We start from the raw sequence: 21,548 nt of genomic DNA, 5'->3' as shown, positions 1-21,548 counted from the left end.
GGGAAGGATATGGCGAGAACGTTTTCCTTGGCCCATTTGACGGTACTCGGCTGCCCGCCGCCGGAGATGGCGCATATTGCCGCCCGGGCAGGGTATGATTACGTCAGTTTTCGGATCATCTACATGGGGCTGCCCGGCGAGCCAAACTATGCGTTGGCGGAAAATCCACAGCTGTTGCGTGAGACGAAAGCAGCGTTGCGGGAAACCGGCGTCAAGCTGCTGGATATTGAGCTGGCCCGCATTGATGCCGATACGGATCCAAAGCGGTATGAACCCGCCTTGGAAGTGGCGGCTGAACTGGGCGGCCGCCACGTCTTAAGCAGCATTTGGACGACCGACCGCAGTGTTTACATCGAGCGGTTTGCCGAGCTGTGCGAACTGGCGAAACCATACGGGTTGACGGTTGATTTGGAGTACGTGCCGATTGCGGCGGTGACGAATTTGGCAGGAGTCGTCGATGTGTTAAAGACGGTAAAGAAAGACAATGCTGGCGTTATGATTGATTTGCACCATTTTCATCGCGCCGGCGATTCGCCAGAAGCGTTGGAAGCCGTGCCGCGGGAGTGGTTCCATTTTCTCCATCTTTGCGACGCGCCGGGCGAGATTCCGGCGTCAAAAGAAGAGATGACGAGAATTCTCCGCGAAGGGCGGCTGTACATCGGCGAAGGCGGGATCGACATTGCCGGCATTGTCCGTCGCATTCCAGAAGTTCCTTGCTCGATCGAGTTACCAAACATCAAACGTGTCAAGGAGCTCGGCTACGAAGAACATGCACGCCGCTGCCTGCAGTCGGCAAAAGACTATTTTGCCCGCCATATTGCAACGCAAAGCGATCTATCGGCGTGACTAGTCAACAGAGAAATATGGCAGCGCTTCCGATACGGGAGGCTGCCTTATGAACATTACTAATTGACAGAAAATTATATATATTAATTCTATTATTAGAAATAAATGGTTTGCTCATTTGGTTGTTTCCCGCATGACCGGACGCGGTCGAGAGAGAACAGAATGGCCTGCGGCCAAACGGGAATGCGGGTTCAACATACAACACGATGCCAGCCGGTTGATCCGTTCGGCTGCATCAACCATTGCACTATAGAGGAAAGAAGGGGGAAAACGTAATGAAAAAGATGTTGGTGTTGTTGTTTGCCTGCCTGTTGGTGCTTGCGGGGTGCTCATCGAAATCCGAGCCGCAAGGGGGCGGCGCGGCGAAGAAAGCCGAACCGAAAGTGATGAAAATGGCCGTTGCGACATCGAAGGATCGTTCGCTGACGAAAGGATTGTACAAATTCGCGGAAATCGTGGAAAAAGAAACAAACGGCTCGATCAAAGTGGAAGTGTATCCGGATGGACAGCTCGGGGGAGACGTAGCCGTGTTTGAAGCGCTGAAGATGGGCACGATTCAAGGATCGACGATGTCGACCGGTCCGATCGCTTCATTCGCTCCGCGCATCGGGGTGCTAGACTTGCCATTTTTATTCAAAGACCGGGAAACCGCTTACAAAGTGCTGGATGGGAAAATCGGCCAAGACTTGCTCAACGATTTGCCGTCTGTCGGCGTGATCGGCTTGAACTATTGGGAAAACGGCTTCCGCCATTTGACGAACAATAAGCGGGAAGTCAAGAGCGTCGACGACATTAAAGGGTTGAAAATTCGGACGTTGGAAAATGACCTTCATATTGATTTGTGGAAAGAGTTGGGCGCCACACCGGTGCCGATGGCATTTACGGAGCTGTTTACCGCTTTGGAGCAGCACGTGGTCGACGGCCAAGAAAACCCGATCGGGAATGTGGCGATCAATAAGTTTTACGAAGTGCAAAAATATTTGACGAAAACCGGCCACGTCTACAACGCAAGTCCGTTGCTCATCAGCAAAAAGTTTTGGGACACGTTGACGGACAAGGAAAAAGACATCATCAAAAAAGCCGCGGAAGAAGCGAGAGACTATCAGCGCAAGCTCAACCAAGAAGAAGATGAGAAAATGTTCGACTATTTGAAACAGCAAGGCATGGTCATTACCGAACTCTCTCCGGAGGAGAGGCAAAAATTTGTCGAAAAAGTGCAGCCCATCTATCAAAAATACGCGCCGAAATTCGGCCAAGATCTCGTGAACGAATTGGTTAACGCAGGAAAATAACCGAATGGCAAAGCCGGCTCTTAAGGGGAGTCCACCCCTTAAGAGTTCTTCCATTCTTGCAGACTTGGAGGGGACAGCGATGAAAAGGATCGGAGCCGTACTGGAGAAGGCGCTGAACGCCTTAATGGCGTTCTGCCTCGCGTTTATGTCCATTCTTGTATTCGGCAACGTCGTGCTCCGCTACGCATTTAACTCCGGCATCACGTGGTCGGAAGAAATGTCGCGCTTTCTGTTCATTTGGATGTCGTTTTTAGGCGCGGTCGGTGCTTTGAAAGACCATGACCATCTAGGCGTCGATACATTGGTGCGGAAGCTGCCGACCGGCGCCAAGCGCGTCGTGTTTGTCATCAGCAATGCGATCGTGCTGTATGTTCTCTATTTGCTTTTGGATGGAAGCTGGAAGATGACAATGAGCGGATTGGAAAGCAAAGCCCCGGCCACCGGGCTGCCGATGGCGTTCATTTATGGGACCGGGCTTGTCGTGAGCATCGGCATGGGCCTCATTATTTTGTACCATTTGTATCAGGCGCTGTTTCGCCCCGGGGCGATTGAGGAGCTGACGAGAATGAAAGAATCGGAAGAAGAAATCATGACGGCCGCTCCCGTCGAGCACGAAGCGGCAGAATGGGCGCACGGGCGAACGCAAGGCGCCGCTGGAGGTGAGCGGTAAATGGCGTTGGTCGTTTTTATCGGGTCGCTGTTAGGGGTCATGGCGCTCGGGATGCCGATCGCGTTTGCGCTCTTGGTCAGCGGCGTCGCCTTGATGTTTTATTTGGACATTTTTGATACGCAAATCATCGCGCAAAACTTGATCAGCGGCGCAGACAGCTTTCCGCTGATGGCGATTCCGTTCTTTATGCTCGCCGGGGAGCTCATGAACGCCGGGGGCATTTCGAAGCGGATCATCCGCTTTGCGATGGCGCTTGTCGGCCATATCCGCGGCGGGCTCGGGTATGTGGCGATCATCGCGAGCGTGTTGTTCGCCGGGTTGTCGGGGTCGGCGGTGGCCGATACAGCGGCGCTTGGGGCGATTCTCATCCCGATGATGGTCAAAGCTGGGTACAACCGCAACCGGTCAGCCGGCCTCATCGCTGCCGGCGGCATCATCGCCCCGATCATCCCGCCGAGCATTCCGATGATCATTTTCGGGGTCACAAGCGGCGTGTCGATCACGAAGCTGTTTATGGCCGGCATTGTTCCCGGGATTTTGCTTGGCATTTCACTGGCCATCTGCTGGTGGTGGGTGACCCGAAGAGATCAAGTGGAAGTGCTTCCACGTCAGTCGGCGAAAGAGATTTGGCGGGCGACCCGCGAGGCGTTTTGGGCGCTGCTGCTGCCGGTGATCATTGTCGGCGGGCTGCGCGGAGGGGTGTTTACGCCGACCGAGGCGGCGGTCGTGGCCGCGTTTTACGCGTTGTTTGTCGGTCTATGCATTTACCGCGAGCTGAAATTGAAAGACTTGTTCCACGTGCTCGTGGCCGCGGCGAAAACGACAAGCGTCGTCATGTTTTTGGTGGCCGCCGCCATGGTGTCGGCCTGGCTCATTACAGTCGCCAACATTCCGTCGATCGTGACAGATGTGCTCGCGCCGCTCATCGACCATCCGCTGGCGCTGCTTTTGGCCATTAACGCCTTGGTGCTGTTGGTCGGAACGGCGATGGACTTGACGCCGACAGTGCTCATTTTGACGCCGGTGCTGATGCCGATTATTGAAAAAGCGGGAATCGATCCGGTGTACTTCGGGGTATTGTTTATTTTAAACAACTGCATTGGGCTGCTCACGCCGCCGGTTGGCACGGTGCTGAACGTCGCCTGCGGGGTGGCGAAAATCAACATGGAGGACATCATGAAAGGAGTTTGGCCATTTTTGCTTGTGGAAACGCTCCTGTTGCTTTTGTTGATTTTCTTCCCGTCTCTTGTGACCGTGCCGCTTGGGTGGTTTGCGGGGCATTGATGCAAACTTGATCTTGGAAGGACAGAAGTCATTGCGAGAAAAGGTAGGTCCGAGAGCCGCTGTCGAGGCTTCGGACCATTGTTTTGAATGTGGCTAGTGCAATCTCACATCATTCGGCAGCGAACTGATGAAAAAGCGCCTCCATCCGGCTTGTTCATCGCTCGGGTGAAGGCGCTCCTAGCTTGTTTATCACGCTTTGATGTGTGGGATGACTGTTCTTTGAGCTGCTTCAGGCTTTGGGATCGGCTCGATCGGCTCCAAATCGGTTAGCAAAAAGATATAACTGAAAATGCCGGCGAGCAAAATGAACGCCGCAACGAGAAACGCGTACATAAACGAGCCGGTCGCTTGAACGATAAAGCCGGTGACGATTGGGGCGACAATCGCCATCGAGTTGTTGCCGAACGTCAACAGGCCGGTCAACGTCCCGACCGTGCCTGGCGGTGCAATAAATGTCGGGATGCTGTAGGCGATCGAGGATGTGATGACTAGGCCGCCAAGGGCAATTGAAATGCAAAGGATCGCGATGTTCGGGTTTGTCGTGAAAGCGGCGCCGATGACGGACAGCCCAAGCAGCATGCCGATGACCAAAAACGTTTTTCGCACGCGCGTTGAATGGCCTCCTTTGTTGATGAGCCGGTCGACGAGCCATCCGCCGATCGCGATCTCCGAAATCGTGCCGACGATCCACGGAATCGAGGCGTACCAGCCTGATTTCAGCACCGACATGTGCATTTCCGTCGCCAAATAGCCGGGAAGCCACGTGAGAAACAAAAACCACGAGTAGCCGTAGGCGGCAAACCCGATCAATGTCGCCCACACTTTTTTCTTCGTCAGCAAATACCGAATCGTCTCCCAAACGTTTCCCGATGTTTCATCCGACTTTTGCGCTCCGCCTTGGACAATGTAGTCATATTCTTCTTTCGAAAGCTTCTTGTCCTCATGCGGATCGCGGTACGTTGCCCAAAAAATGATGGCATAAATCAAACTAAGTACAGCGGTCACGTAGAAGCCGGCCCGCCATCCCCATTCGGTGATGATCCACGCGATGATCGGGGTGCCGATGGCGTTTGACAGCTTCGACTGGGCGTCGTAAAGGGAAATCGCGGTCGCCCGCTCATGGCGCGGGAACCATTGCCCGACTGCTTTGGCGGCTGACGGGAAATACGGCGCTTCCCCGATGCCCAACAAGACGCGTGACAACATGACGAGCCCTTGGCCGCTGGCGATGGCGGTCAAAAAGCATGCCACTGCCCAAATGATCGTCCCGATGCGCGTCACCCATTTGACGCCAATTTTATCCAAGATGACGCCGGCCGGGATTTGCAAAATGGCATAAGACCAGGCAAACGCAGACAACAAAATGCCGAGCTGCCCGGGCGTGAGGCCGAATTCTTCGGAAAGCGGCTGGATGCCGACGGACATGTTGATGCGGTCGAAATAGTTGATGATGACGCCTAACGCGATCAAAAATGCAATCGCCCAACGTCGTTTTTTCTTCATGGTCATTCACCATCCTTGTTTGGTTCTTAGTAGGAAAACGTATACAGTTCTTAGTGAAAAAAATGGACGTGAGATTTATGAGAAATGATGGTTCCATAGCAAGTGTTGGGCTAAACGGTTTGACAACGTTGTTTGTCTTCCTTTTACAGTGAAGCCGAAAGTCTTGTCGTTCGTCCCTCCTTCTCTTTGTTCCGTTCTATGTAATTCATTTTCTATCAATGGAACTCTTGAATGGATTATAACAAATTTCACTTTCTTTTGTCTATAACTTGCTGAAAAATTTGAACTATTTATGCGATGAGTCATGAAAATCAATGGGGCGGGAACTTATGGATGTCAAAAGAAGAGTTCGGCAAAAAGCGGCATTTCTTCTCAATCGCTGATTCTCGAAGATCGGGAAGGTCAAGCTGCATAAACCTTCTCCATTTGCGGAGCGTCGTTGTCTAGCTATATTTCCTCTGAAATCGAAAATGTAAAGAAAAGTGAAAAATGCTTGAATAGCGATGAGACAAGATGCTAAAATGAAAATAGAGTTCCACTGATAGAAATTAAATTCCATTTGTCGGAACAATGAAGAAAGGAGGGACAATGAACGAGTTGACGGAAGAAAAGAAACATGAGACGAGCTTGCGCACGGTGCAACGGGCCATTGACATCTTATATTGTTTCACCCTGGAGGAACAAGCGTTATCGCTCACCGAAATTGCGAAAAAAATTTCGCTGGCCAAATCAACGACAACGCGCCTGCTCGCTACGCTGGAGCAAAACCGCTTGGTCGTCAAAGATCCGGAGACGTTAAAGTACCGTCTTGGACAAGGATTGTACTATTTAGGATATATTGCCGGCAAATCGATTAAAGTGCGGGAAATCGCGCGGCCTGTGATGGAGCGGCTGCGCGACGAGACGCGGGAGACGGTGAACTTATACGTGCTGGAACAAGATGCCCGCGTTTGCGTCGAACAGTGCGAGGGGCTTCAGGCGCTGCGCCATATGGTGAGAATCGGCGAGCGGCTGCCGCTTTGGGCGGGCGCGGGAGGAAAAGTATTGTTGGCATACCAATCGCCCGCCTTTCAAGAGCGAATTTTCGCGCAAATGCCGACAAAGGAACGCTTGGCTCGTCTAACGGCGGAGCTTGAGGTGATTCGGGAGCGCGGCGTTGCGTCTAGCATCGATGAACGGGAAGTCGGCTCTGCGGCCGTTGCGGCGCCGATTTTCAATATCCGTGGGGAAGTTAGCGCCTGCTTGTCCATCTCCGGGCCGACGCATCGGTTTACGCCGGACGTGCTCGAGAAGTTCGAAACGATCGTGAAAGAAGGAGCGCAAGCGATTTCAGAAAAACTAGGTTATCGACCATAAGGGGGAAGAGCATATGGCGATTTCAAAACGCGCCGTCCGTGTGCGCAATGTCTTGATTGGGGGAGACGAGCCGTGCATTTGCGCCCCGGTCGTTGGAGCGGATGCGGGGCAAGTGTTAGAGGAAACAAGGCAAATCAGCGCGAAAAAGCCGCATCTGATTGAATGGCGTGCGGACTTTTTCCAGGCGATTCATGACGAACAGCAAGTGGCGGCAACGGCGAGAAAGATGCGGGCGATTGCCGGAGACATCCCGATTTTGTTTACGGTTCGTTCCGAACTGGAGGGCGGCCGACCGATTTCCTTGACAGAAGAGGAAAAGCTTCGGTTGTTTGAAACTGTATGCCAAAGCGGCGCGATCGATTTGCTTGATTACGAGCTTGTCCATGAGCCGCATGTCCCCGCAGTCCGGGAGCTGACGCGCCGCTATGGGGTGCGCCTTGTGCTGTCCTATCATAATTTTACTGATACGCCCTCGAAGGAAGAGCTTGTTGCGAAAATGCGTCAAGCGGAACAATGCGGCGCCGACATCGCGAAAGCAGCTGTGATGCCGAAAACGCGGGGGGATGTGCTCACGCTGCTGCAGGCGACGGAAGAGGCGCGGCAAGAGGTGGAAATTCCGCTCATCACGATGTCGATGGGGGCATTGGGCGCCATCACCCGCCTGGCAGGCGGATTGTTCGGCTCTGCCGTCACCTTTGCAGTCGGACGGCAAAGCTCGGCGCCGGGGCAAATTCCGATTGAAGACGTCCGGACCGCGTTGTCGGTCATCATGACATACGGACAATAAATCGAAATGGGGGAGGAGATTGTCATGGCGCGTTTGCCGCTGGAAGGCGTCAAAGTGCTCGATGTGTCGACAATGATCGCGGCGCCGTTTGGGGCGGTTTTGCTCGGTGATTTTGGCGCCGATGTCATCAAGGTGGAATTGCCAGGAAAAGGGGATACGCTCCGCCATGTCGGGCCGTTCAAGGATGGGGAGCCGCTCCGCTGGCCCGGACTGGCGCGCAATAAACGGTCGCTCACGTTGGATTTGCGCAAAGAAGAAGGAATGAACATTTTCAAACAGCTCGTCCGCCACGTCGATATTGTCATTGAAAACTTCCGTCCCGGCACGCTTGAAAAATGGGGCGGCGGATATGAAGAACTGAAGCGGATCAATCCGAAGCTGGTGATGATTCGCGTCTCGGGCTACGGGCAAACAGGTCCGTTTCGCGAGAAAGCCGGATTCGGCACGCCGGCGACGGCGTTCAGCGGGTTTACGTATTTGCAAGGGTATCCGGACCGTCCGCCGGTCAGCCCGTCGTTCTCCTTGACGGACTACATTACCGGCATTTATGTGGCGTTTGCGGCGGTGACGGCCATTTACCACCGCGATGTCCATCCGAACGGCGAAGGGCAGATGGTCGATATCGGCCTTTACGAATCGGTGTTCCGCATGATGGAGTTTTTGGTGGCGGAATATGACCAATTGGGCAAAGTGCGCGAGCGGTCGCCGGGATTGTCCGGCCATTCGAGCCCGGCGGGCACGTTTATGACGAAAGACGGGCATTGGGTCGTGCTTGTCACCAGCACCGATTCCACATTCGAGCGGCTGGCGAAGGCGATGGGGCGGGAAGATCTGTTGACGGATGAGAAATTTTGCACAAACGAACGGCGGCTCGCCCATCATGAAGAGACAAACGGCATCGTCGCCGACTGGATCCGCACGAAGACGCGCGATGAATTGCTTCACATTTTGGATGAGCATGGCGTGCCGGTCAGCCCGATTTTGAGCATTAAAGATATTTTTGAGCATCCGCATTACCAAGCAAGGGAAAACATCATCGAAGTCGCCCATCCGCGCCTTGGCAAAATTAAAATGCCCGGCATTGTGCCGAAATTCGAAAAAACGCCAGGCGCCATCCGCCGCACTGCTCCGGATTTAGGCGAGCATACCGAAGAGATTTTGCAAACGATGCTTGGCATGTCCAAGGAAGACATTGAGCGGCTGCGAGAAAACGAGATCATATGAATGAACGAACGGCGGCTTGCCGCCTTCCCGGCTCCTTGCCTTGTGCGAGGCTGCCGGGTTTTTTTGTTTCGAAGTTTGTTTTCCCGGCAGCCCACGCCTTGCATTGACACTGCTTGCCGCCAGCCTTTATACTTTTGATAGGTGAAAGCGACGGTAAAGCAGGTGATTCGAACGGTGTCAGATAAAAAGCGTTCCCGCGTGACGCTCGAACAAGTCGCCAAACACGCCGGCGTGTCGCGGGCGACCGCCTCTCTTGTCGTCCGTGGGAGTCCGAATATTTCGAAAGAAACGCGAAAAAAAGTGCTCCAAGCGATGAAAGAGCTTGGCTACGTCTATGACCGCGTGGCGGCCAATTTGCGTTCGCAGCGTTCGTCGACAGTTGGTCTTATTATCACCGAACTTGACAACCCGTTTTTTTCCGAATTGCTCGTTGGCGTCCATGAGGCGCTCGATCAGGAAGGATATACGGTCATTTTAGGCACGACGTTTGACCGGCCGGAAAAACAAGACGCCTTATTGTCGACGATGCTGGAGCATCGGGTGGGCGGTGTGATCATGAGCCCGGTTCCCGGATGTTCGGCAGAGATGCTCGAGCAGCTGCGGCAGTGGGATATTCCTGTTGTATTGTTTGCCCGTGATGAACTTCCGGCCGGACAGTTTGATTATATTGGGATCGATAATATGGCCGGCGGGCGGATGGCGGTCGAGCATTTGCTCGAAGGCGGCCATCGGCGCATCGCCTTTATCGGTGGGTCTCCGCAATCGTCCGTATGGAAAGCGCGCCGGTCGGGGTACAGTGAAGCGTTGCGTGCGGCGGGCATCGAGATGGATGACACGCTGCTTGTGCCATCGGCGACGACAAGGCAAGGCGGGCGGATGGCGGTCAAACGCCTGTTGCAGCACCCGAACCCGCCGACAGCGCTCTTTTGTTACAACGATGTCGTCGCGTTTGGGGCGATGCTTGGCTTAAAAGAGGAAGGGATCGTTCCAGGGCGCGACATCGCGGTCGTCGGGTTTGACAACATTCAAGAATCGGCGCTGTTTCAGCCGCCGCTCACAACTGTCGCCGCATTTCCTGAGAAGATCGGCGCCTATGCGGCCAAGCAGCTGCATGAACGCATGAGAGGGGATGCGAGTGCACCGAAACGGACGATTTTGCAGCCGGAGCTTGTCATTCGCCAGTCTTCTGGGAAGAGAGAGGAAAAGAGGTGAAGCAGCGTGGAGAGGCAGACGGTCATCCCGCTTCGCGAGCGGAACATTATTTTGATCGGCTTTATGGGGGCGGGGAAAACAACGATCGGGCAGCTTGTCGCGAAGAAGCTGTACCGCGACTTCATCGATGTCGACGCGGAAATCGAGCGGCGGCACGGGATGACGATTCCGGAGATGTTCGCGCAAAAAGGGGAAGCGTATTTTCGGCAGGTTGAGCGCGAGCTGATCGTTGATTTGTGCACGAATACAAGGTTGAAAATTCTTTCGCTCGGCGGCGGCGCGTATTTGCAGGAAGACGTGCGGCGCGCCTGTTTGGCCCACGGCATCGTCTTTTTCCTTGACTTGTCGTGGGAGCATTGGAAGGAAGAGCGGCTGCCGCTTATTGTCGACAGCCGGCCGGTGTTGAAAAACAAAACGTTGGAAGAAGTGGAGCAGCTCTTTTTCCAGCGCCAATCAGCCTATGCGCTCCATCATTCCCGCGTCATTATCAATGAGCTCGAGGCTGAACAGGCGGCGGACCAAATTGTTCAGTCGATTAAATGGACGTGGGATGTGTACGAGCCGAACCGTTGAGAGGATTTAGCCAAGGTATATAAGGAAGATGGCAAGCTGCAGGACGCCGTTCAAACGGCGGAACAAAGCGGCGTCCGCTTGGCGGGAACGGTCGGGCGCGACTATCTTCAAGTATATCGCAATGGACGGTGGGAGCCGCTGCTTATTAAAGGCGTCAACCTCGGCATCAGCAAGCCCGGCGCGTTTCCGGGAGAGGCGAAGATTACGAAGGAAGAATATTTCCGCTGGCTGCAATACATCGGGGCGATGGGCGCAAACGCCATCCGCGTCTATACGATCCACCCGCCGGCGTTTTACGAAGCGCTTTACGAGTACAACCAAATAGCGAAGCAGCCGCTTTATTTGTTCCATGGCGTCTGGATCGATGAAGGGGCGATGCTGCGGACGAAGGATGTGTGGGCGCCCGAAGTGAACGAAGCGTTTCGCACCGACATTCGCCGCACGATTGACCTCGTTCATGGCAAGGCCCGCATTCCAAAACGGCCGGGTCATGCCGGCGGGGTGTACCGATACGACCTTTCCCCGTATGTTCTCGGCTGGATTTTCGGCGTCGAGTGGGATCCGGACGTTGTGGCGGCGACGAACGAAAAACACCCGAAGCAGGGCGACTACCGCGGCAAATACGTGTACACGAAAGGAGCGAGCCCGTTTGAGGCATGGCTGGCCCGCGTGATCGACGAAGCGGTGGCGTATGAAACGGAGACATACGGCTGGCAGCGGCCGGTCAGTTTTACGAATTGGGTGACGACCGACCTCCTCCGCCATCCGGCCGAACCGTTTGTGAAAGAAGATTTTGTTTCCGTCAACCCCAATGTCATGTACGCCACTCACGAGCTGCAGGCCGGGCTGTTTGCGTCATACCATATTTATCCGTATTACCCTGACTTTTTGAATCGTGAGGAAAAGTACGTCAGCTATGTTGACCAGCGCGGCGAGCAGAACAGCTATGCCGGCTACTTGCACGACATGAAGGCGGCGCACCGGATGCCGATTTTGGTCGCTGAATTTGGCGTTCCTTCTTCGCGCGGCATGGCGCATCGAAATGTGCACGGGAAAAATCAGGGGTTTTTGTCGGAACAGGAGCAAGGAACGATCGACCGGGAGCTGTTTGAGGACATCGTCCATGAGCGGATGGCGGGAGGGCTGTTGTTTTCCTGGCAGGCTCGACATCGCGATCATTCATCAAAGCAAGCGCCTGTTTAAACAACAGAAGACAGAAGCCAAACCAACCGTCAAGCAGGAAAGCGCGGGCGGCCGGTTTGGCTTTTTTCGTTTTTTAAGAGATTTCGTTTTGTCCAGCCCGGGAACGGAGTTTTCGTTCATGTTGGAGGGTTTTGCGGGCGAGGAAGTCGACGGTTTCCTGTGTTTCCGACCATTCAAGGCGCCAATAGTTCATTTTCGTTTCCAAGCGCTCAAACCGAGCGTCGGTGCGTTTTTCCAGATCCAAGAGTTTTTGGTGCAACCGGTCTTCCGTTTCGCGAATTTTGGCATACAGCCGATTTTCTGTATCTTGGATCTCCGCGCGCAGTCGGTTTTCCGTATCTTGGATCTCCGCGCGCAGTCGGTTTTCCGTGTCTTGAATTTCAGCACGCAGTCGGCTTTCAGTATCTTGGATTTCGGTGCGCAGCCGATCTTCCATTTCCTTCATTTGTTGTTGGATTTTTCCGGAATGCAAGTCGAGCGCCTTTAAAATTTGTTGCACGATGGTGGCTCCTTCCACACGATTCACCTCCTTTCGCCTTTTATCATAGCACACGTCTGCGGTCAGCGAAATGAAAACCTTGTCCATTCGCTCGATTTTTTCACCAAACTTTCACCAACACGGGGTAACGTAACGGCAGGAGACGAAGAACATGACGGAAAGGGAGAGTCGATGAAGAAAATACAATGGAAATGGGATGGATGGATTGCTGCGATCATGGCTTGGTCAGCTTTTTTGCACTTCTATCAAATTGGAAACAGCGGTTCCAATGTGTATTATACGGCGGCGGCGAAAAGCATGGCCGCAAGTTGGAAGGCGTTTTTCTTCGCCGCGCTTGATCCGGAGGGATTCATTACCGTTGATAAGCCGCCGGCGGCGCTTTGGCTGCAGGCGTTGAGCGTGAAAGTGTTCGGAGTGAGCGATTTTAGCGTGCTTCTTCCGGAAGCGTTGGCGGGGGTTGCCTCGACGTGGATGATGTACGTGATCGTCAAGCCGTGGGCGGGGCGGATAGCGGCGCGCTGGGCAAGCTTCGTGTTTTCCTGCTATTGACCGGAAAGTGTGCGATCAGTTACGCTATATGAGAGAGCGGAGCCGGTTTGTTCGGGGGCTGGTAAGCTGGGTCGGCTTCCGGCAGACGGCGGTTGAATACGAGCGGGAGCCGCGTTTCGCCGGCGAGACGAAATACCCGCTCAAAAAGATGATCCGGTTTTCGCTTGATGGCATCACCTCGTTTTCATACAAGCCGTTGAAGCTAGCGAGTTGGCTTGGGTTCTTGATGTCGGCGGCCAGTGTGGTGGGGATGTTCGTTGTCCTTTATCTTAAATGGTTTGCTCATTCAACGGTCGCTGGCTGGGCGTCATTGTTGATGGTCATGCTGCTTGGCAACGGGGTGACACTGCTCATGCTCGGCGCGATTGGCGAATATATCGGCCGGATTTACGATGAAGTGAAAGAGCGTCCGCTCTATATTGTCAACGAAACGTGGGGAGTCGGAACGAAACATGAACGAAAGCCTTCGTATATTCCGTAAAGAAAAACAAGCCGTATGGCGGTTTGGCCTCGTTGGGGTGAGCAATACCGCGGTGGACTTCGCCGTCTTTTTTTTGTTGACTGCTGCAGGCGCTAAGGCGGCGGTTGCCCAAGCCGTTGCCTACGGCGCCGGGATGGCGAACAGCTACATTTGGAATCGGCGTTGGACGTTTCAAGTCAAACGGAAAGCCAATATAAAGGAAGTTTTGCGCTTTCTTGCCGTCAACGGGCTGTCGTTCGGTGCATCGCTTGCCGTTTTGCTGGCCGCGGAACGGCTCGCGCCGCTCTGGCTGGCGAAACTGGCGGCGACGATCGCCGGGATGGCGGTGAACTTTATCGGCAGCCGTTATTGGGTTTTTGTGGAGACGGGAAAATAAGAAAACGATCCGGAAGCCATGCGTTGGGTCCGGATCGTTTTATGCTTTAGAAACTTAGTGAAAAAGGAAGCCGTCTTCGTTGCAGCCATCGTTATGACTCCCGAATTTGCCCCGTCCCGTACACGAGCGATTTCGTTGTCGTGATGGCGACAAGCCCCATCGGACCGCGGGCGTGCAGCTTTTGCGTGCTGATGCCGATTTCCGCTCCGTAGCCGAACTGTTCGCCGTCCGTGAAGCGGGTGGAGGCGTTATGGTACAAGACCGCCGCGTCGACCGCTTGGAAAAAGCGGCGGACGTTCGCTTCGTTTTCGGTGATGATCGCTTCCGAGTGCTTCGTCCCGTAGCGGCGGATATGGGCAATCGCCTCATCGACATCGGCGACGAGCTTAACCGCTAAAATCGGCGCCAAATATTCCGCATGCCAGTCGTCTTCTGTCGCCGGTTTGATGAACGGGTGCGATGACGCGAGGCGGTCGTCGCCGCGCAGCTCGACACCGCGGGCGTGCAGCGCCTCAAGCAAGTCGTCGGCATATGGCCAACGCTCATGGATGAGCACCGTTTCGATGGCGTTGCAGACGGACGGACGCTGCAATTTGGCGTTCAGGACGATGTTGATCGCCATTTGCCGCTCGGCTGATTCGTCGATGAACATATGACAGTTGCCGACGCCGGTTTCAAGCACGGGCACGGTGGCGTTTTCGACGACCGAGCGGATGAGCCCGGCGCCGCCGCGCGGGATGAGCACATCCAAATAATCATTGAGGCGGAACATCTGTTGTGCCGTTTCCCGGCTCGTGTCTTCGAGCAGTTCAATCGCCGTTTCCGGAACGGTCGTCGTGCGGAGCGCCTCTTTCATGACGCGAACGAGCGCTTTGTTCGAATGAAGCGCTGATGAGCTGCCGCGGAGCAGGACGGCGTTTCCGGTTTTCAGGCAAAGGCTGGCGGCGTCGACCGTGACGTTCGGCCGCGCTTCATACACCATGCCGACCACTCCGAGCGGCACGCGCACCGTTTGGATGCGAAGCCCGTTCGGCCGCGTCCACTCGCTGACAACTTCCCCGACCGGGTCGGGGAGGGAAGCGACTTGGCGGACGCCGCCGATGATTTGATCCATTCGTTCGTCGGTGAGCTGCAGCCGGTCGAGCAGAGCCGGTGACAGCCCTTGCTCGCGGCCTTGGGCCATATCTTTTTCGTTTTCTTGCAAAATGAAGGCGCGTTCGCGGTCAAGCGCTTGGGCGATTTGTTCCAATGCGGCGTTTTTTTCCTCTGTTGACAGCATAGCCAGCGTCTGCGACGCGGCTTTCAGACGCTCGGCTTTTTCAAGCAGTTCGGTCATTTGAATACACTCTCCTTTCGCAACGTGACCCAATTGTCGCGGTGAATGACTTCCGGGCGGTGCAAGTACGAGTATTGCCGCGCTTCCTCGCTCGGAAGTCCTTTTACTTTTTCTAAATCGGCGGCGGCATAATACACTTGGCCGCGGCCGATCGTGATCCCTTTCTCATTGACAACATCGACGACATCCATCGCATGAAAGTCGCCGGAAACGGCCGTGACGCCGGCGGGAAGCAAGCTTTTGCCGCGCGCAAGGAGCGCTTCCTCCGCGCCGCTGTCGACGGTGATCGTGCCGGCGACAGGCGCGTGATACGCGATCCATTGCTTGTGCATTTGCATTTGCTTCGGAAATGGGGCGCCGATGTACGTCCCATCACCTTTTCCGGCTAAAATATCGGCGAGTGCTTCTTTGCCTCGCCCGGTGCCGATAAAGACGCTGACGCCGAAGGACAACGCTTTTTGAGCGGCGAGAAGCTTTGAGCGCATGCCGCCGGTGCCGACTGCCGAGCCGCTGCCGCCGGCCGCTTCGATCATTTCGTCGGTAATGTGCGGCAAAAAGGCGTATTTTTTCGCTTGTGGATTCGTTTTCGGGTTGGCGTCATACAGCCCGTTAATGTCGGTAAGCAACATGAGCGCATCGGCGTGCAAAAAGCCGGCGACAAGCGCCGACAGCATATCGTTGTCGCCAAACGTCAATTCTTCAACGGAAACGGAGTCGTTTTCATTGATGATCGGGATCGCCCCGTGTTCGAGCAGCGTCGTCATCGTGGCGAACAAGTTGCGAAACCGTTCGCGGCTGTAAAAGTCGCTGCGCGTCAACAACAATTGGGCGGCCGTGAAGCCAAAGCGGGCGAACGCCGAGCTGTACGCCTGCATGAGCAAGCTTTGCCCGACGGCAGCCGCGGCCTGTTTGCCGGCGATCGTCGTCGGCCGCGCCGGGTAGCCGAGCGGCCCGAACCCGGCGGCGACAGCGCCGGACGTGATGAGAATGACGTCATGGCCGAGCTGTTTCAGATAGGCGATGGCTTCAACATGGCCGTGCAGCTTGTCGCGGCAAAGGCCGCCTTTCGGATCGGTGAGCGAGCTGCTGCCGATTTTGACCACCACGCGCTGCCGTTTCATCGCGTTCCTCCCTCCTTTGCGTGTTGAATGGCATGAGTTGGATTGCCTAGCCGTCCTGCGAAGCGGCCGGCCAATAAAAAACGCTTTTCCTCCTTTCGCAAAAGGACGGAAAAGCGTTCCGCGGTACCACCTTTTTTGGCGCCTAAAGCGCCCCCTCGAGCCTGTAACGCAGGCGTGCGGCTTATGTTTGCATAAGCGGCCGTCTAGGGCAGGTTCAACCGGCTTCCCGCGAGGAACCTTCCAGCCTGTGGGTTCCACTCTCTGGCGCGTTCCCTCGGTTTACTAGTCCCGTGCCGTTCCTGTTGTTTTCTTGTCAAGGAGTGCAATTTGTAAGAAATTATGACGCCAAATGCTCCGGTTGTCAAGAGGAAAGGCTGATTTTTCTGACTTGTTTTTTCGAAGCGGATTTTGAAAACGCATTCATAATAAAGGTAATTGTCTTTCTATTAGAAAAAGTGGTACAATACTAGCAATCAATCAAACCGCATGATGGAGGGACCGATGATGAAAAAACGGCGCAGCGACATGATCAAAAAAGGATTTGACCGTGCTCCGCACCGAAGCCTATTGCGAGCGGCGGGCGTAAAAGAAGAAGACTTTGATAAACCGTTTATTGCGGTGGTGAATTCATACATCGACATTATTCCGGGGCACGTTCACTTGCAAGAGTTTGGGAGAATCGTGAAAGAAGCGATTCGCGAAGCGGGCGGCGTGCCGTTTGAAATGAACACGATCGGCGTTGACGACGGTATTGCGATGGGCCATATCGGGATGCGCTATTCGCTGCCGAGCCGGGAAATCATCGCCGATTCGATCGAAACGGTTATCTCGGCGCATTGGTTTGACGGCATGGTGTGCATTCCGAACTGCGACAAAATTACGCCGGGAATGATGATGGCGGCGATGCGTCTTAACATTCCGACGATTTTCGTCAGCGGGGGACCGATGAAAGCCGGCGTGACGAAGGATGGGCGGAAAATTTCACTGTCATCTGTATTTGAAGGCGTCGGGGCGTATTTAGGGGGAACGCTCGATGAGAAAGGGCTTGAAGAACTCGAACGGTACGGCTGTCCGACGTGCGGATCGTGTTCGGGCATGTTTACGGCCAACTCCATGAACTGTCTCGCTGAAGCGCTCGGGCTCGCTTTGCCGGGCAACGGCACCATTTTGGCGGTCGACCCGGCGCGCAAAGAACTTGTCCGCCAGTCGGCGAAACAGCTCATGTATTTGATCGAGCATGACATTAAACCGCGCGACATCGTCACCGAAAAAGCGATCGACAATGCGTTTGCCCTCGACATGGCGCTTGGCGGCTCGACGAATACGGTGCTGCATACGCTGGCGATCGCCAACGAAGCCGGCATCGAGTACTCGCTTGAGCGCATCAACGAAATCGCCGCGCGCGTGCCGCATTTGGCCAAACTCGCCCCGGCGTCGGACATCCATTACATCGAAGACTTGCATGAAGCGGGCGGCGTTTCGGCCGTGTTGAACGAGCTGGCGAAAAAAGAAGGCACGCTTCATTTAGATACGCTCACCGTCACGGGCAAAACGCTCGGGGAAAACATCGCCGGCTGCGAAGTGAAAAACTATGACGTCATCCGGCCGATTGACAACCCGTATTCGGAAACGGGCGGGCTCGCCATTTTGTTCGGCAACTTAGCGCCGGACGGCGCCGTCATCAAAACCGGCGCGGTCCAAGGCGGCATCACGCGCCATGAAGGTCCGGCGATCGTGTTTGATTCGCAGGAAGAGGCGCTTGAAGGCATCGCCAGCGGCAAAATCAAGCCGGGTCATGTCGTCGTCATCCGCTACGAAGGACCAAAAGGCGGCCCAGGGATGCCGGAAATGCTTGCGCCAACGTCGCAAATCGTCGGCATGGGGCTCGGTACGAAGGTAGCGCTTGTCACCGACGGCCGCTTCTCCGGCGCCTCGCGCGGCTTGTCCGTCGGCCACGTTTCACCGGAAGCGGCGGAAGGCGGACCGATCGCTTTCATCCAAGACGGCGATATCATCGAGATCGATACGGTGAAACGAACGATCAACGTCAAGCTGTCCGATGAAGAGCTCGAACGCCGGAAAGCGAACTGGAAAGGCTTTGAACCAAAAGTGAAAACCGGGTATCTCGCCCGCTACTCGAAACACGTCACATCGGCGAGCACGGGGGGGATTATGAAAATTTAGGCGAAATAGGATCAAGGAAGGTGGCGCTCCATCAGCATGAGCGCCGCCTTCCTTTTTCATGTTCAAACCCTTAATAAAAGCCCAAGTCGCCATCCCTCTTCTTCATGCTTTTGCCTGTTTGGCGCCTTAAAAAAGTATTGACATTTTAAAATATTTCACCTATTTTAAAATTAAATATGATAATTTAAATATATAACGTTTATATAACGTTATATATTTAACATTTTTGAAAGCGCTTTAAGATAGGGGGGCGGAAACGATGATTTTGCATGATATCGAAACGGCTGCGCGCAGCGAGCTTGAGGCTCTCCAGCTTGAGCGGCTGCGGGCGGACGACGGCGCGCATGTCGCGGGTCAAAGGGCGGGTTGACGACATGATCATCATCCGCGGCGTCAATGTGTTTCCATCGGAAATTGAGCACCATCTGCTTCGCGTCTCGGAACTGGCTCCGCACTATCAGCTGCATCGGTTTCTTCACGGGCGTCTCGAAGCGCTTGAATTGCATGCCGAGGTGACGGAATATTTTTACAATCAGGTTGGCGGTGATTTGCAAAGCGGGGCAGCGATTGAGCTTGTTCGGCGCATCCAGTCGTTGTTAAAAACGCATTGCTTGATTTCCATTGGCGTTCGTCTTCATCCTCCCAAAACGCTCCCGCGCTCAGAAGGGAAAGCAGTGCGCGTTATTGACCGCCGCAAACAAGAGAATCCCGTGTAAAAAAGCGAGAAAAATAGTTGCTATTTTTATAACGTTTAAATACAATAACGTTAAATAAACGTTATATAATAAATTTTTAATAGAGGGGATGGAGGATGGCAGCGATGATGATGTTCACCCGCCTGTCGGAACAAGAAAAGCATGAACGGTTTATGCAGCGCATCGAGGCGGGAGAGAAGATCGAAGCCGATGACTGGATGCCTGACGAATATCGGACGGCGCTCATCAAGCTCATTGCCATGCATGCGGTGAGCGAAATTATGGGAGCGCTTCCGGAAAAAGAATGGGTGCCGAAAGCGCCGTCGCTGCGCCGCAAGCTCGGCATTATGGCGAAAGTGCAGGATGAAATGGGGCACGGCCAGTTGCTGCTGCGGGTGGCGGAAGATTTGATGGCGCCGCTTGGCAAAACGCGGGAAGATATTCTCGAAGATTTATTGAACGAACGGTTGAAGTTTCACAATGTCTTTCATATGGCGGCGCCGACATGGGCGGATGCCGGGTTGATCGGCTGGCTCGTCGACGGAGCAGCGATTATGACGCAGACGAACATGCTCGATGCCTCGTACGGACCGTATGCGCGGGCGCTGAAGCGCATTTGCGCCGAGGAGGTGTTTCACGCCCAGCACGGCGAGTCGATTATTTTGGCGCTCGCCGAAGGGACGAAGGAGCAAAAAGAGATGCTCCAAGAGGCGCTCAACCGTTGGTGGGAGGCGCTGCTTATGTTTTTCGGTCCGCCGACGGCCGATACGACAGGAACCTCGAAGCAAGACATCACGATCAAATACCGCATCCGCACGAAAACGAACGAGCAGCTGCGTCAAGACTTTTTCACGAAATACGTGCCGCGCATTTGGGCGCTCGGACTGAAGATTCCTGATGAGACCATGCATTTTGACAAAGAGAAGGGCCAATGGATTTACCGGCAGCCGGATTGGGAGCGGTTTAAAGAAATCATCCGCAACAACGGACCGAAGTCGCAGGAGCGGCTTGAGCTTCGGCGGACGGCGTACAAGCAAAACGCGTGGGTGCGTGAGGCGCTTGGCGCGGTCCGGACGGCTGGATGAGGAGGGATGGCCATGGCGGGAAAAGAACAAGGATTTTATCAAGTGTTTGAAGTGTTCAGCCGCAAAGCGCCGGATGCACCGATGCAGCATCAATTCAGTTTGCTTGCCCCTAATGAGGAGATCGCGCTCGTGATGGCGCAGGAGAACTTTATGCGCCGCGAGCCGGTTTCCGACCTTTGGGTTGTGAGGCGGGATTATATCCGGCGGATCAACGAAGAGGAAAAAGCGGCGCTCAAACGGCTTGACAACAAAGATTATCGTCTGACGCGGGGATATGGGGATGTGAAGAAACGATGGCGCAAATATGAACAAGAGGCATTTGATGAGAAGGAAATTTTGTCATGGAAAGGCGAGATTCAGCGATGAGCAAAACACAAGTCCATTTTCATCCCGATGGTCAGGAAGCGCTTGTCGAGCTGTTGTTTCAGCTTGCCGATGATGATTTTTTGCTGGCCTACCGCGGCTCGGAATGGCTTGGGTTGGCGCCGCATATCGAGGAGGACATCGCGTTTTCTTCTATCAGCCAGGACACGATGGGGCATGCGGCCATGTATTATCAGCTGCTTGAAGATCTTGGCTGTGGATCAGCCGACGAACTGGCGCACGCCCGCCCGGCTGCGGTCCGGCGCAACGCGGTGCTGCTCGAACGGGTAAACGGCCCGGGGCATTATTTGCGCGAGCCTCGCTATGACTGGGCATTCACCGTTGTTCGCCAGTACTTTTATACACAGGCGAAGCGCATCCGTCTTGAATCATTGACAAAAAGTGTGTATACGCCGTTGGCCGAGGTGGCGGCGAAAATTCAAGTGGAGCTGCACTACCATTTGCTTCATTGGCATACGTGGTTTGTCCAGCTGACGAATGCCCCGGGTGAAGCGCGGACGCGAATGACGAAAGCCATCCAAGACGTGGCGGCGGATTTTGCCGGCGTGTTGACGCTTGGGGCGAAGGGAGCGGACATGGTGCGATGGGGATTGATTGACGACGAAAAGGTGCTGACAGAACGGACGATTGCCGCGCTGGCGCCAGCGTTTGCCGAAGTGGGGCTTGATTGGCCGATGCCGTTTGGCATGAAACATGGCAACGGCCGCAACGGCGAACATACGCCGGATTTGGACGAAGCGCTGGCGACGTTGTCAGAAGTATACCGCGCCGTCCCGCATGCGGTCTGGTGATGCCGGCGCCGCTGTTTGCCAACGTGCAGCGTTGGGCATGATGCCTCTTTGTGCCGGCGAGGTGTTTGTTGAAGAAGCAAAACGATGCAACATTGGC

General features: G+C 54.7%; 20 protein-coding genes and 3 pseudogenes. 19 read left to right on the top strand and 4 right to left on the bottom strand.

Annotated features, from left to right (window positions below; genetic code table 11):
- The first annotated feature begins 9 nt into the window (after nt 1–9).
- The 4 genes from GHH_RS10365 (at nt 10) to GHH_RS10350 (ending at nt 4,092) form a co-directional block, all read left to right on the top strand.
- On the top strand, nt 10–846 hold the full coding sequence (locus GHH_RS10365; protein ID WP_015375126.1) for a sugar phosphate isomerase/epimerase: 837 nt from the start codon (nt 10–12) through the stop codon (nt 844–846).
- Between the two features lie 275 nt (nt 847–1,121).
- The gene (locus GHH_RS10360) at nt 1,122–2,138 is read left to right on the top strand and encodes a TRAP transporter substrate-binding protein (protein WP_015375125.1); all 1,017 of its coding nucleotides are present in this window, start codon (nt 1,122–1,124) and stop codon (nt 2,136–2,138) included.
- 79 nt (nt 2,139–2,217) lie between these two features.
- Entirely contained in the window at nt 2,218–2,808 is a 591-nt protein-coding gene (locus tag GHH_RS10355) for a TRAP transporter small permease (RefSeq protein ID WP_015375124.1), read from the top strand.
- A complete protein-coding gene (locus tag GHH_RS10350; RefSeq protein WP_015375123.1) occupies nt 2,809–4,092 on the top strand; it encodes a TRAP transporter large permease subunit in 1,284 nt (427 codons plus the stop codon).
- A 189-nt stretch (nt 4,093–4,281) separates the two neighbouring features.
- Here GHH_RS10350 and GHH_RS10345 read toward each other — a convergent pair whose 3' ends face one another.
- A complete protein-coding gene (locus GHH_RS10345) occupies nt 4,282–5,595 on the bottom strand; it encodes an MFS transporter (RefSeq protein ID WP_201764075.1) in 1,314 nt (437 codons plus the stop codon).
- 588 nt (nt 5,596–6,183) lie between these two features.
- Between GHH_RS10345 and GHH_RS10340 the strand changes: the two genes are divergently transcribed.
- The 6 genes and pseudogenes from GHH_RS10340 to GHH_RS10315 all read left to right on the top strand — a co-directional run.
- A complete protein-coding gene (locus tag GHH_RS10340; RefSeq protein WP_015375121.1) occupies nt 6,184–6,951 on the top strand; it encodes an IclR family transcriptional regulator in 768 nt (255 codons plus the stop codon).
- A 13-nt stretch (nt 6,952–6,964) separates the two neighbouring features.
- Nucleotides 6,965–7,738, top strand: a complete 774-nt coding sequence (aroD, locus tag GHH_RS10335) for a type I 3-dehydroquinate dehydratase (RefSeq protein ID WP_015375120.1) — start codon at nt 6,965–6,967, stop codon at nt 7,736–7,738.
- Nucleotides 7,739–7,762: 24 nt separating this feature from the next.
- Nucleotides 7,763–8,962, top strand: a complete 1,200-nt coding sequence (locus tag GHH_RS10330; RefSeq protein ID WP_015375119.1) for a CaiB/BaiF CoA-transferase family protein — start codon at nt 7,763–7,765, stop codon at nt 8,960–8,962.
- Nucleotides 8,963–9,136: 174 nt separating this feature from the next.
- Nucleotides 9,137–10,174, top strand: a complete 1,038-nt coding sequence (locus tag GHH_RS10325; RefSeq protein ID WP_015375118.1) for a LacI family DNA-binding transcriptional regulator — start codon at nt 9,137–9,139, stop codon at nt 10,172–10,174.
- Between the two features lie 6 nt (nt 10,175–10,180).
- Nucleotides 10,181–10,747, top strand: a complete 567-nt coding sequence (locus GHH_RS10320; RefSeq protein ID WP_015375117.1) for a shikimate kinase — start codon at nt 10,181–10,183, stop codon at nt 10,745–10,747.
- Nucleotides 10,748–10,885: 138 nt separating this feature from the next.
- Nucleotides 10,886–11,908, top strand: a pseudogene (locus GHH_RS10315) (hypothetical protein); the annotation flags it as partial.
- Between the two features lie 115 nt (nt 11,909–12,023).
- Here GHH_RS10315 and GHH_RS10310 read toward each other — a convergent pair.
- Nucleotides 12,024–12,467 (bottom strand): hypothetical protein, encoded by a 444-nt coding sequence (locus GHH_RS10310; RefSeq protein ID WP_015375115.1) that lies wholly within the window; start codon nt 12,465–12,467, stop codon nt 12,024–12,026.
- 153 nt (nt 12,468–12,620) lie between these two features.
- Here GHH_RS10310 and GHH_RS10305 point away from each other — a divergent pair.
- From GHH_RS10305 to GHH_RS10295, 3 genes and pseudogenes are all read left to right on the top strand, one after another.
- Nucleotides 12,621–12,992, top strand: a pseudogene (locus GHH_RS10305) (ArnT family glycosyltransferase); the annotation flags it as partial.
- A pseudogene (locus tag GHH_RS10300) lies at nt 12,985–13,479 on the top strand (glycosyltransferase); the annotation flags it as partial. The pseudogenes GHH_RS10305 and GHH_RS10300, both read left to right, overlap by 8 nt.
- Entirely contained in the window at nt 13,451–13,855 is a 405-nt protein-coding gene (locus GHH_RS10295; RefSeq protein ID WP_015375112.1) for a GtrA family protein, read from the top strand. The pseudogene GHH_RS10300 and the gene GHH_RS10295, both read left to right, overlap by 29 nt.
- Nucleotides 13,856–13,946: 91 nt before the next feature.
- Here GHH_RS10295 and GHH_RS10290 read toward each other — a convergent pair whose 3' ends face one another.
- Nucleotides 13,947–15,191: a glutamate-5-semialdehyde dehydrogenase gene (locus tag GHH_RS10290; RefSeq protein ID WP_015375111.1), complete on the bottom strand. Its 1,245-nt coding sequence runs from the start codon at nt 15,189–15,191 to the stop codon at nt 13,947–13,949.
- Nucleotides 15,188–16,312 (bottom strand): glutamate 5-kinase, encoded by a 1,125-nt coding sequence (gene proB, locus GHH_RS10285; protein WP_015375110.1) that lies wholly within the window; start codon nt 16,310–16,312, stop codon nt 15,188–15,190. The genes GHH_RS10290 and proB overlap by 4 nt, the downstream gene beginning before the upstream one ends.
- A gap of 504 nt (nt 16,313–16,816) precedes the next feature.
- Here proB and ilvD point away from each other — a divergent pair.
- From ilvD to paaC, 6 genes are all read left to right on the top strand, one after another.
- A complete protein-coding gene (gene ilvD, locus GHH_RS10280; protein ID WP_041470513.1) occupies nt 16,817–18,496 on the top strand; it encodes a dihydroxy-acid dehydratase in 1,680 nt (559 codons plus the stop codon).
- 259 nt (nt 18,497–18,755) lie between these two features.
- Nucleotides 18,756–18,866: a phenylacetate--CoA ligase gene (locus tag GHH_RS19670; protein WP_164832339.1), complete on the top strand. Its 111-nt coding sequence runs from the start codon at nt 18,756–18,758 to the stop codon at nt 18,864–18,866.
- The gene (locus GHH_RS10275) at nt 18,841–19,212 is read left to right on the top strand and encodes a phenylacetate--CoA ligase family protein (RefSeq protein WP_236612564.1); all 372 of its coding nucleotides are present in this window, start codon (nt 18,841–18,843) and stop codon (nt 19,210–19,212) included. Before GHH_RS19670 ends, GHH_RS10275 begins: the two co-directional genes overlap by 26 nt.
- A gap of 95 nt (nt 19,213–19,307) precedes the next feature.
- Nucleotides 19,308–20,276 (top strand): 1,2-phenylacetyl-CoA epoxidase subunit PaaA, encoded by a 969-nt coding sequence (gene paaA, locus GHH_RS10270; protein WP_041470508.1) that lies wholly within the window; start codon nt 19,308–19,310, stop codon nt 20,274–20,276.
- Nucleotides 20,277–20,288: 12 nt separating this feature from the next.
- On the top strand, nt 20,289–20,642 hold the full coding sequence (gene paaB / locus GHH_RS10265) for a 1,2-phenylacetyl-CoA epoxidase subunit PaaB (protein WP_014196085.1): 354 nt from the start codon (nt 20,289–20,291) through the stop codon (nt 20,640–20,642).
- A complete protein-coding gene (paaC, locus tag GHH_RS10260; protein WP_015375106.1) occupies nt 20,618–21,451 on the top strand; it encodes a 1,2-phenylacetyl-CoA epoxidase subunit PaaC in 834 nt (277 codons plus the stop codon). Before paaB ends, paaC begins: the two co-directional genes overlap by 25 nt.
- The last annotated feature ends 97 nt before the right edge of the window (nt 21,452–21,548 follow it).

Source organism: Geobacillus sp. GHH01 (assembly GCF_000336445.1).
Taxonomy (GTDB): Bacteria; Bacillota; Bacilli; order Bacillales; family Anoxybacillaceae; genus Geobacillus; species Geobacillus zalihae.
The sequence above is the reverse complement of the archived record's forward strand: the minus strand, read 5'-3'. Positions and strand labels throughout refer to the sequence as shown.